The sequence below is a fragment of the Paenisporosarcina sp. P4_E4_2 genome (assembly GCF_056401595.1).
The window spans coordinates 1-11,060 of sequence record NZ_JBFUJC010000072.1; the positions used below are offsets into that span (position 1 = coordinate 1).

Annotated in this window: 12 protein-coding genes and 2 rRNA genes; 1 reads left to right on the plus strand and 13 read right to left on the minus strand. The window is 39.8% G+C overall.

All coding sequences use genetic code 11. The annotated features are described in order from the left end of the window. Together AC1DSB_RS07500 and metG are read right to left on the minus strand one after the other, a co-directional pair. The coding region (locus tag AC1DSB_RS07500) for a TatD family hydrolase (RefSeq protein ID WP_477586302.1) at positions 1–305 on the minus strand (305 nt) is incomplete at its 3' end. Positions 306–564: 259 nt separating this feature from the next. Further along, complete coding sequence (gene metG / locus AC1DSB_RS07505; protein ID WP_477532332.1) at positions 565–2,523, minus strand: methionine--tRNA ligase; 1,959 nt, start codon at positions 2,521–2,523, stop codon at positions 565–567. A gap of 341 nt (positions 2,524–2,864) precedes the next feature. Between metG and AC1DSB_RS07510 the strand changes: the two genes are divergently transcribed. Further along, positions 2,865–3,143 (plus strand): AbrB/MazE/SpoVT family DNA-binding domain-containing protein, encoded by a 279-nt coding sequence (locus AC1DSB_RS07510; RefSeq protein ID WP_016429968.1) that lies wholly within the window; start codon positions 2,865–2,867, stop codon positions 3,141–3,143. Between the two features lie 39 nt (positions 3,144–3,182). Here AC1DSB_RS07510 and rsmI read toward each other — a convergent pair whose 3' ends face one another. From rsmI to AC1DSB_RS07565, 11 genes are all read right to left on the minus strand, one after another. Beyond that, a complete protein-coding gene (gene rsmI, locus AC1DSB_RS07515) occupies positions 3,183–4,064 on the minus strand; it encodes a 16S rRNA (cytidine(1402)-2'-O)-methyltransferase (protein ID WP_342542608.1) in 882 nt (293 codons plus the stop codon). After that, positions 4,064–4,336: a GIY-YIG nuclease family protein gene (locus tag AC1DSB_RS07520; RefSeq protein ID WP_016429970.1), complete on the minus strand. Its 273-nt coding sequence runs from the start codon at positions 4,334–4,336 to the stop codon at positions 4,064–4,066. The genes rsmI and AC1DSB_RS07520 overlap by 1 nt, the downstream gene beginning before the upstream one ends. After that, the gene (locus AC1DSB_RS07525) at positions 4,323–5,069 is read right to left on the minus strand and encodes a tRNA1(Val) (adenine(37)-N6)-methyltransferase (protein ID WP_016429971.1); all 747 of its coding nucleotides are present in this window, start codon (positions 5,067–5,069) and stop codon (positions 4,323–4,325) included. The genes AC1DSB_RS07520 and AC1DSB_RS07525 overlap by 14 nt, the downstream gene beginning before the upstream one ends. Positions 5,070–5,132: 63 nt before the next feature. Then, positions 5,133–5,498, minus strand: a complete 366-nt coding sequence (yabA, locus tag AC1DSB_RS07530; RefSeq protein WP_016429972.1) for a DNA replication initiation control protein YabA — start codon at positions 5,496–5,498, stop codon at positions 5,133–5,135. A gap of 25 nt (positions 5,499–5,523) precedes the next feature. Beyond that, a complete protein-coding gene (locus AC1DSB_RS07535; protein ID WP_016429973.1) occupies positions 5,524–6,339 on the minus strand; it encodes a PSP1 domain-containing protein in 816 nt (271 codons plus the stop codon). Next, positions 6,332–7,336 (minus strand): DNA polymerase III subunit delta', encoded by a 1,005-nt coding sequence (gene holB / locus AC1DSB_RS07540; protein ID WP_477532331.1) that lies wholly within the window; start codon positions 7,334–7,336, stop codon positions 6,332–6,334. Before holB ends, AC1DSB_RS07535 begins: the two co-directional genes overlap by 8 nt. A 111-nt stretch (positions 7,337–7,447) precedes the next feature. Further along, complete coding sequence (locus tag AC1DSB_RS07545) at positions 7,448–7,777, minus strand: cyclic-di-AMP receptor (RefSeq protein WP_016429975.1); 330 nt, start codon at positions 7,775–7,777, stop codon at positions 7,448–7,450. 55 nt (positions 7,778–7,832) lie between these two features. Next, positions 7,833–8,477, minus strand: coding sequence for a dTMP kinase (tmk, locus tag AC1DSB_RS07550; protein WP_477532330.1), 645 nt, complete (start codon positions 8,475–8,477; stop codon positions 7,833–7,835). Then, positions 8,474–9,901, minus strand: coding sequence for an aminotransferase class I/II-fold pyridoxal phosphate-dependent enzyme (locus tag AC1DSB_RS07555; protein ID WP_477532329.1), 1,428 nt, complete (start codon positions 9,899–9,901; stop codon positions 8,474–8,476). The genes tmk and AC1DSB_RS07555 overlap by 4 nt, the downstream gene beginning before the upstream one ends. Before the next feature lie 893 nt (positions 9,902–10,794). Then, positions 10,795–10,910 (minus strand): 5S ribosomal RNA (gene rrf, locus AC1DSB_RS07560). A gap of 65 nt (positions 10,911–10,975) precedes the next feature. Further along, a 23S ribosomal RNA gene (locus AC1DSB_RS07565) occupies positions 10,976–11,060 on the minus strand; the annotation flags it as partial.

Sequence of the window (11,060 nt, forward strand, 5' to 3'; positions counted from 1 at the left end):
GACTTATCCCAATGGTAATCCAAACCAGTCTCACCAATAGCCACAACTTTTGGATGAGCCGCTAATTCCTCAATCCATTGCAAGTCTTCATCTGTACAATCAATAGCATCTACCGGGTGCCAGCCAACAACTGCATAAATAAAATCATATTGTTCCGCTAGCGAAATCGCTCGCTTAATCGTTTTACGGTCAAAACCAATGACAACCATGTGGTTTACCTTTGCTTCTAGTGCCCGTTCAATGACTTGTTGTAAATCTTCATCGTATTGATCTGCATTTAAATGGACATGTGTGTCTATGTACATGATTAATCGCCTCACTGTTTCTATTTTAGAATTAATAAGTATTTCCTACATCTCTGTCTTGTAACAAATTGACGACAGAACCATGTGTTCTTCATAACAATCAGGACTAAATAACCTGAAAATGGCAATTATAATTAGTTGTATTTTATTTCCATTGATTCCAACGACCTAAACTTTCCAAAGAATAGCACGTTCCGTTTCATAGTGACAAGGAAAAAGCCTGCTCAGCAAATGCTGGACAGGCTATAGGGATTCTCTTTTATTTTACTTTCGCACCATTTTCAAGCTTTTCATCTACGGTTGCCAATGTTAAATAACCGTCTTTTTCTCCAGCAAGAATCATTCCTTGCGATAATTCTCCGCGCAGCTTGACTGGTTTTAAGTTGGCTACAACAATGACTTTCTGCCCGACTAATTCTTCAGGCTTGTAACTTTTGGCAATGCCCGATACAACCTGACGTTGTTCGTATCCCAAATCTACTTGCAGCTTCAATAATTTATCCGCTTTAGGAATTGCTTCACAAGCTGTGACAGTGGCCACTCGTAAATCTACATTCAAAAATTCATCAATTGTGATTTCTGGCACTTCTGCCACTTCTTCTTTTACCACTTCAGGTTCTTCCGCTTTTACAGGACCACGCATTTGTTCTTGAATATACGTAATTTCTGTTTCCACTTCTAACCTTGGGAAAATCGGTACGCCTTTTTCAATCACTTTAGTGCCAGTTGCAATGCTTGATGTGTTTTCAAGTGAATCCCATGTCAATACATCTGCAGATAACCCTAGTTGCTCAGCAATTTGTTTTGGCGCATTTGTCATGAAAGGTTGTAAGTAAACGGCTATTTTACGAAGACTTTCAGCCAAATTCCACATAACTGAAGCCAGTTTTGGTTTATCCGATTCTTCTTTAGCCAATACCCATGGTTGTGTTTCATCAATATATTTATTCGTACGAGAAACAAGAGACCACAAATCGCTTAACACGATACTGAACTGCATCTTCTCCATACTTGCTTCATATTTTTCTTTCACTTCTTTTGCATGCTCTTGTAAAGTAGCATCAAATTCTGTTGGTTCATTTCCTTCTGTTGGAATCACACCATCAAAATATTTATTCATCATGGAAACAGTACGATTAAGTAAGTTTCCTAAGTCGTTTGCCAAGTCATAGTTCGTACGTTCCACAAAAGATTCCGGTGAAAAGACACCATCAGCACCGAATGGTAACTCACGTAATAAGAAATAACGAGTAGCATCTAATCCATAACGGTTCACTAAAAGTTCCGGTGTGACAACATTGCCTTTTGACTTCGACATTTTCCCGTCTTTCATCATGATAAAGCCATGTGCAAATACTTTTTTAGGTAACGGTAAATCCAAAGCCATCAAGAAAATCGGCCAGTAAATTGTATGGAATCTCACAATGTCCTTACCGACCACATGTACATCAGCAGGCCAGAACTTATTAAATAATGATTCATCATCCGACTTATACCCGAGAGCTGTAATGTAGTTTGATAAAGCATCTACCCATACATAAATGACATGTTTTGCATCTCCAGGTACTCGGATTCCCCAATCAAATGAAGTTCGGGACACAGATAAATTTTCCAATCCTGGTTTGATGAAGTTATTAATCATTTCGTTTTTTCTGGACTCAGGTTCAATAAATTCCACATTATTTTCATAATAGTTCAGCAAGCGGTCAGCATATTTTTTCATATTGAAGAAATATGATTCTTCTTTGACTTTTTTCACTGGACGTCCACAGTCCGGACAGTTTCCATTTTCCAATTGTGATTCAGTAAAGAAAGATTCACAAGGCGTGCAATACCATCCTTCATACTCACCTTTGTAAATATCGCCGTTATCAAGGAATAACTGAAAAATCTTTTCAACGCCATCTTTATGACGCTGTTCAGTCGTACGAATAAAATCGTCATTGGAAATGTGCATCAAGTCCCAAACCTGTTTGGAAGCTTCCGCAATTTCATCGACATATGATTGTGGATCTTTTCCAGCTTCTTGCGCTTTCTCCTGAATCTTTTGACCATGCTCATCCATGCCTGTTAAAAAATGAACATCAAAGCCACGTAAACGCTTGTAGCGAGCCATCGCATCGGAAGCCACCGTTGTATATGCAGTTCCAATGTGGAATTTGCCACTTGGGTAATAAATTGGAGTCGTAATATAAAAAGAATTTTTTTTACTGTTCACTTAAATTCGCCCTTTCGTGCCCATAAAGTAGTAATACTATTCTATCTGAGTACCTGAATTGTTTCAATGCTGTAAGATTGACGGAAATTGTCGAATAATAATTACATTCATTTTTAATTCAGTTTTTTTCTATTATTGCCATATTCTTGACACTAACAAATATTTTGTGTCAAAAATATTATATTATAACTATATAATATCATATTTTTAACAATTATTACTTTGAATTGGGAGTAATAGTTATTGACGAATTTGGGAGGAGTTGGTATGATAAATAACAGACAAGAAAGAAATGTCGAAATTTGACGAATTACTTTTATAATTCGGGAGGAGTACTTTTCATGAAATCTACAGGTATCGTTCGTAAAGTTGATGAATTAGGACGCGTAGTTATTCCAATAGAGCTTCGCCGTACATTAGGCATTGCTGAAAAAGACGCATTGGAAATTTACGTGGATGACGATAAAATCATCTTGAAAAAATATTTACCAAACATGACATGTGCTGTTACTGGTGAAGTATCAGATGACAACCTACGTTTAGTAGGCGGAAAACTGATCTTGAGCCCAGAAGGCGCAGACTTATTGGTAAAAGAAATTCAATCTAATCTTACTAAATAATTTCAAAATCCGGAGCGACAATACGTCACTCCGGATTTTTTATGCTTCAATATGATACTGCTGATAAACATCCCGCTTTGGTAAATCTCTTTCCTTGGCCACGACTTTAATGGCTTCTTTTGAAGAAAGCATTTGATTATCCATTACATGGTTAACATGCTCAGTTATGGATAAATTCAACCACCATTTTTCCATTTTTTCAGGATTTTCTTCTTTAGAACCATCGATAACCAATACAAATTCTCCACGCACGTCTTCACTCTCTACCCAAGCCACYGCTTCTTCTAAAGTTCCTCTTACAAACTCTTCGAACTTCTTCGTAACTTCTCGAGCCAAGACCACTTTTCGCGAAGATCCCAGTATTTGTTGAGCATCTCTTAGTGTTTCCTTTAATCGATGTGGAGCTTCATAAAAAAGCATCGTTTCTTTGTGATATTGAAGGTCTTCAAGCGCAGCTTTCCGATCTTTCTTTTGCCTCGGAAGGAAACCATAAAAAGTAAATGACAAAGTGGAAAGTCCAGATGATATTAACGCACTCAATGCAGCATTCGCACCAGGAATTGGCACCACGGATAAATTCTCCGCTACTGCCTTTGCCACAATATCTGCTCCCGGATCTGAAATGCACGGTAAGCCGGCATCACTGACAAGTGCAATATTCTTTCCTTTTCGCAGAAGCTCTAAAAGCTTGTCCCCACCATATTCCAAGTTATGTTCATGGTAGCTGATAAGCGGTGTATCAATTTCAAAGTAGTTACACAGTTTTTTCGTATTACGTGTATCTTCCGCAGCAATATAATCCGCTTCTTTCATCATTCGAATCGCACGAACGGTCATATCCTCCAAGTTTCCAATAGGTGTCGCCACCAAATATAAAATACCAGTAGAAGATTGTCCTGAAAAACTCTTTTGTGCGTGCATTACTGTTCACCTCTCATCCCATTTGCCATATAATCTATTTTGTCACTTTTCTTTAATTGTTTAAATGCATACTCCGCTTTCATCGCCAGTTGTTTCGTTTCGAATACTTCCTGATAAATACAAGAGACCGGTCGTCTTGCTCGGGTATACTTGGCTCCTTTGCCGCTATTATGAACATTTACACGTTTTGTTAAATCGTTGGTATAGCCGGCATAATAGGAACCGTCAGCACATTCCAATACATAAAAAACATGCTCATTAGTTCTTTCCATAAAGCATCTCACGCACTTCTTCTGTATATACACCTTTTTCATCGTACACATATAAAGGGGGAAGAATTTTTAAATCAGGTTTTCCATCTTTGATTCCTTCTATTAACAAGGTATTCGCTTCTTTGCCTTCTTTCGGATAAACAAAGCGAATGCGTTTCGGCTCCAGTCGATTGGCTCTCATCGCAGTAACAATGTCCAACAATCTGCCAGGTCGATGTACAAATGCCGCTTTTCCACCTTGTTTTAACAGCTGACTTGCAGATTGAACCGCTTCGTCTAACGTTAAATAAAGTTCATGACGGGCTATCGCTAAATGCTCTTTCAAGTTTTTATTACTTGCTTCATGGGCAGGAAAATATGGAGGATTGCACGTCACCACATCATACTTTTCAATTCCTAACTCTTTTGGAATCGTTTTTACATCCCCTTCAACAATAGTAATTTGTTCATTCAATTGATTATAACTAACGCTTCTCTTGGCCATATCAGCCAATCGTTCCTGTAATTCTACACCTGTTATCTTGGCTTTCGTCCGTGCACTTAAAAATAAAGGAATGACGCCGTTTCCTGAACACAAATCGACGATAGACCCTTGTTTAATCGGTACATACGTAAATTTTGCAAGCAGGACCGCATCGAGTGAAAATGAAAAAACGGACGGACTCTGAATAATCCGTAGTTCTTCTGCAAGCAAATAGTCTAGTCTTTCATCATCTTGTAAGTCGATTTCCATTGGTTAACCCTCCGACATAACAAAAGACCGACATCCACTTGAATAAGTGGAATCAGTCTTTCATCACCCGTTTTGTTTATTTAAAAAAGAAAGGCAAAATAAACAATCTTCACCTTTACGTGAGCTTCCAAAGTGCACATGACACACATGGAATCCTTCTTGATATAATCGTGCCAAGTTATCGTAACCTTCTCCAATATCAAGCCGGCTTAATTTTTTTGCATTTAGTTCGTTCTGCTTCAGGACTTCTTCTTCCGCTGCATGAATTTCATCCAGTCGCGTTCGAAGAAGGAAGTTTTCTTGCTGCAAAGACTGATGTTCTTCCATCATCAATGCCACGAACTCTTTAAGTGCATGGAACTGCCCTTGCAAAGATTCCAGTTGCTGTTCAAACTCCATGACCGTATCCAAAAAATTACGATCTTTCACGTACATCACCTCGTTGTTCAGTCCATTACACTTGGTTTTCTGCATATTGTTGAATTTCTTCTAATGTATAGTCAAGCACACGTTGTTGCTCAGCTAATTCAACTTGCATCACGCGTTCCAGCAAATTAATTCCGACGACTTTTCCTTTGCCATCTGGTGTGGAAATTCGCGCACCCATATCGGGCATTAACTCTTTTGCTGTTTCATACTCATCATTTTCGTATTTCAAACAGCACATCAATCGACCACATAAACCCGAAATTTTTGATGGGTTTAGAGARAGGTTTTGATCTTTGGCCATTTTGATTGAAACAGGTTCAAAATCACCTAAAAATGTAGAACAGCACAACATACGACCACATGGTCCGATTCCACCAAGCATTTTTGCTTCGTCTCGAACCCCGATTTGACGTAACTCGATTCGAGTTCTGAAAACAGAAGCTAAATCTTTCACCAAATCACGGAAGTCCACTCGACCTTCAGCCGTGAAATAAAAAATGATTTTATTTCGATCAAATGTATACTCTACATCGACCAGCTTCATATCAAGTGTGTGTTCAACAATCTTCTCTGTTCCAAGCTCAAATGCCTGTTGCGATTCAAGTTGGTTCTCTTCCACTTGATGGCGATCACGCTCATCAGCCGGACGTACAACTTGCTTAAGTGGCAAAACCACATCGTGTTCTTCAACTTGCTTTACAGGAACGACGACCTTCCCGTATTCTACCCCTCTAGCTGTCTCAACTATAACATACTGATCTTTCTCTAAAGGAAAATCAGCTGGATCAAAATAATATATTTTACCCGCTTTCTTAAAGCGGACACCTACCACGTTATACAAACGAAAACCCCTCCTGAAGATTCAGCATTAACTGTTCCATTAACAGCGTCCGATTCATATTGCGATGCAGTTGTTGCTTCGCTTTTAATATGGCCTCTATTTTATTGGACAAGTGCTCATACGTAGTATGAAGGGCACGTTGTTGATAAAAGGGCAAAAAATCTGGATACGCGTAGGCTGAATCACTTTTGGCCTTGACTGATACTAAATCGCGGTATGCGAATAAAAGCAAATCCAATGCCTGTTCTGTTTCTTCTTTTTCTTTTAACAAAGGTAACCAATCTTCATGTACGGTCAACATCGCTTCATGTACATTAGATTCGACTGCCTCTACTAATCTTAACACTGTTTTTCGAACCTGTGCAAACTGCTCATCTTTTGCCAATTGTAAAGATTCTTCCAAATCATTCGTCAACATGGAAACTGTTGCCGCCATAGACGCAGTCAAGCCTTGATCTATCAGTACTTTCACCCGTTCTTCATAAGGAATAGCAGGGAAAGAAATAATTTGACTACGCGAYCGAATTGTCGGTAAAATCGCATGTGGTTTTTCCGTTAACAAAATCGCTGTAATTAGACCTTCAGGTTCTTCTAAAAATTTGAGCAATGTATTCGCAGCAGATGCGTTTAAGCGATCTGCCCTGTGGAGCACGTATATTTTACGGCCAGCTTCAAGGCCTGTTTTATTCATCTCATATATCAACTGGAGCATTTGATCTTTTTTGATATCTTGTCCATCCGGCTCAATTTGAATAAAGTTAGGATGGTTGCCAGATTCAAATCTTCTGCACCCTCGGCACGTTTCACATGAAACATTTTGTACGGGTTGTTCACATAATAATAATTTCACAAAAGCGCGCATGACCGCTACTTTGCCAGTTCCTTTTGCTCCTTCAAAAAGATATGCATGAGCAACACGATTTTTCTGAAAAACCGTTTGGAGTTGTTTCATTACAACTGGCTGTAACTGTATGACATCTTTTTGGTTTGCATCCATGAAGTTGCTCACCCTTTCTTTTTGAAAAAACCCGTGCTCCGGACATCCGGAAAACACGGGATTTTTCGTGTGTAGCTAAATAAAATTGATTCATAAATGCAGTACTAAAATTTAAAAATGATGGAACTGTTCAATCGGAAGCACAAATACTGTTGCGCCACCCACTTCAACTTCTACTGGATAAGGAATGTATGAGTCAGCATTACCGCCCATTGGCGATACCGGAGCAACCATCTGCTCACGAGAACGACAATTATCACGGATTAAATCAAGTGCTTTCGGAATTAATTCGTCATCGGTACCGATTAAAAACGTCGTATTTCCTGATCGTAAAAAACCACCAGTACTTGCTAATTTGGTTGCACGAAAGTCACCTTTCGTAAGTGCGTTTGATAAACGGTTACTATCTTGATCTTGCACCACAGCCACTATAAGCTTCATCAACTCGGCCCCTTTTCCAGAAGTTCTTCCTACTATTATAACATGAAAAGTTTATTCATTTCATACGTGAAGCAAGATAATTTTTCAGAACATTCAGTACGTATTCCGTTACTTCTTCCTGTGATTTGGAAGCATCCACCACATGTATTCGTTCTGGATATCGTTTGATGACTTCCTGGTAACCTTCTCTTACTGCTTCATGAAATGCCAAATTTTCAGCGTCTAGTCTATTCTTTTCCCTTTCATCATGCTTTGCAATCCTTTTTAGACCCAATGAAGGTTCCAAATCAAACAATAATGTTAGGTTGGGCATTAACTTGCCAATTGCAAACTCATTGATGGAAAGTACTTCGTCAATTCCCAACCCGCGGGCGTGACCTTGGTAAGCAAGAGATGCATCAATAAATCGATCACATAAAACGATTTTATTTTCATTTAATGCAGGCGTGATTTTTTCCACCAAGTGTTGTCTTCTCGCCGCGGCATACAATAGTGCTTCTGTACGGCCATCCATCTCCGTGTAATCGTTATTTAATATGACTTCACGTATATGTTCTGATATGCGGATACCACCCGGCTCACGTGTTGATACAATCTCGTATCCCTCATTCGTTAATTGTGCAACAACATCACCCATCACAGTTGTTTTTCCTGCACCTTCTGGTCCCTCAATTGTAATAAAAAATCCTTGGTTGTTCATTCTTTTTCCTCCTTCAAGACAAGCAACTGTTTTCGGCTCAAATCATGCTCACCTTGAATCGTTGCACCACTCGCTAAATAATCTGCAAGCATTTTCAATTTATTAGTTGTAATTTTCTCCCCACGAACAAACAAAGGAATACCGGGTGGATACGGAATAACCATTCCCGTACAGATTCGTCCGGTAGTTTTCGTAAATGAAATCCATTCATTTTCTGCCGTCTGTAACTCTTTATATGAAACGGCTAAAGTTGATAGCGCTTCTATATCATGCGAATAATCAATTTCCACTTTATCTCTTTGCTGTTTAGAACATTTTTCAACAGCAGATTTTATCTTCCTTCGTATTTCTGCAAACGGGAAGTGATGTCTAGCTTTTAATAAAGGCAAGATCATTAAAACTTGCTCGGGGTCCGCTAGTTCTACATAGATTCCCTGGTGCTCCAATTGTTTTTGCAAGCTGAAGCCAGTCAAATGGGATACCCGTAAAAGTAACTTCAGTGGATCATCAACTTCAATAACTTCAAGACAAGGAATCGTCTTTAACCCATCCACGAACTGATTTCGTGACTTGATAAACAGCTGATGATCTTCATGCGCATACGTTCCGATATAATGTCGGGCATCATCCAAGGATGCGAGTAATAGATACGAGGGACTGCTGGATTGAAGCATACGCAAATAGCGATTCACTCTATCATTTGCCACTCGATTTGAGTTGATATGAAGAAATGAACCCATGGTCAATGCCGGCAGTGTTTTATGAGCGGACTGTACAACCACATCTGCGCCCATTTCAATTGCGGACATCGGAAATTTGCCTTTTCCAATAAAATGCGCCCCATGTGCTTCGTCAACTAGGACGGGAATTCCGTGTTCATGCGCCAACTGAATGGTTTCAATCATTTCAGAATTCGTCACGCCATAATAAGTAGGGTGAGTTAAAATAATTGCTTTTGCATCTGGATAATAGTCGATAGCCGCAGCTACAGTAGAAAAGCTGACGTGTGATGGCGTATAGGTAGCCTCATCCCATTGAGGTGTTAAAAACACGGGTTGTGCACCTACCAGCTCAAGTGCATGGAATACCGACTTGTGAGCATTCCTTTGCACCAGTACTCGATCTCCTACCCCACAAGTTGCATACACCATCGCCAAATTTCCCACGGTAGAGCCATTCACCAGAAAATAACTATGTTGCGCTCCGTAGGTTTTTGCCAATAAATCTTGTGCCTCCGCGATGACTTCTTCCGGATGATGATAATCATCAAGTCCACTGAGCTCTGTGTAATCAAACCTCATTACATCTTTAAAAGCACGCGGCAATTCGGACAATGCCCCATGTTTATGTCCAGGAACATGAAACGAGCTATTTTGATTTTCATAAAAACATTGCATCGCTTCTACTATTGGACGTTCCTTCATATCTAATCCCTCACACTTTTTCATATAGCTTTATTATACAACAAGATGGACAATCACCGACGGCCATTGCACTGTTATCTCATACACCAAGTTAAGTTGACCACCACTGAAACAAAATATCTCTTCTTATATATGTGATTGATAATTTATCGCTCAGTTTGAAGTATTTCTCGTTCAAACTCATCTCACTGGTAAGTTGACTTGTTGAATCAATTCACCCGTTCAATCCTACTTCCCATAATATAAACCTTCCACCAACAGAAAAGATTCATGAAGAGTCAGCGTCATGGATCCTAATTTAAGAATTTGGTTTCCATTACTCTTAACCCCCTATTAGTTCTATTTTCGCTGCGCTCCTGTTCAAACCATTAAAAAACAACACAAAAAAAACCGACATCTCGGAAAGTATCAGCTCTCATAGGGGGCGCCCCCAACTACCATCGGCGCTAGGCTGCGAAAGACGATGAACGGCAGATTTCTTCGTCAACCGCAGGTCTTCGAGTCTCGCGTATATTATACGCTCCGAGTCTCTTCCCTTTGTTTCCTCGAACTCTTTGTTCCTCCTCTTTCTCGCACACCTTCGTATTAAACTTAATAAACAGCACAAAAAAACCGATACCTCGAAAGGTATCGGTTTCTTATTTGCCTAGCGACGTCCTACTCTCACAGGGGGTGCCCCCAACTACCATCGGTGCTAGGCTGCGAAAGACGATGAACGGCAGATTTCTTCGTCAACCGCAGGTCTTCGAGTCTCGCGTATATTATACGCTCCGAGTCTCATCCCTTTGTTTCCTCGAACTCTTTGTTCCTCCTCTTTCTCRCACACCTTCGTACTAAWCTTAAAATACAAYACAAAAAAACCGATACCTCGGAAGGTAYCGGTTTCKTAYTTTGCCTAGCGACGTCCTACTCTCACAGGGGGAAACCCCCAACTACCATCGGCGCTAAAGAGCTTAACTTCCGTGTTCGGTATGGGAACGGGTGTGACCTCTTTGCCATTATCACTAGACTTTTTTGAGTGTTTGTTCACTCAAAACTGGATAAACGGGTCATTGAAAACCATTCAAATTCATTTTGGTTAAGTCCTCGATCGATTAGTATTCGTCAGCTGCACACGTCACCGCGCTTCCACCTCGAACCTATCTACCTCATCGTCTTT

Bases quoted from the DNA above. Each gene is read 5' to 3' on its own strand.
- AC1DSB_RS07510 (WP_016429968.1), top strand. From the start codon at position 2,865: ATGAAATCTACAGGTATCGTTCGTAAAGTTGATGAATTAGGACGCGTA.
- AC1DSB_RS07520 (WP_016429970.1), bottom strand. From the start codon at position 4,336: ATGGAAAGAACTAATGAGCATGTTTTTTATGTATTGGAATGTGCTGAC.
- AC1DSB_RS07525 (WP_016429971.1), bottom strand. From the start codon at position 5,069: ATGGAAATCGACTTACAAGATGATGAAAGACTAGACTATTTGCTTGCA.
- AC1DSB_RS07545 (WP_016429975.1), bottom strand. From the start codon at position 7,777: ATGAAGCTTATAGTGGCTGTGGTGCAAGATCAAGATAGTAACCGTTTA.
- tmk (WP_477532330.1), bottom strand. From the start codon at position 8,477: ATGAACAACCAAGGATTTTTTATTACAATTGAGGGACCAGAAGGTGCA.
- AC1DSB_RS07555 (WP_477532329.1), bottom strand. From the start codon at position 9,901: ATGAAGGAACGTCCAATAGTAGAAGCGATGCAATGTTTTTATGAAAAT.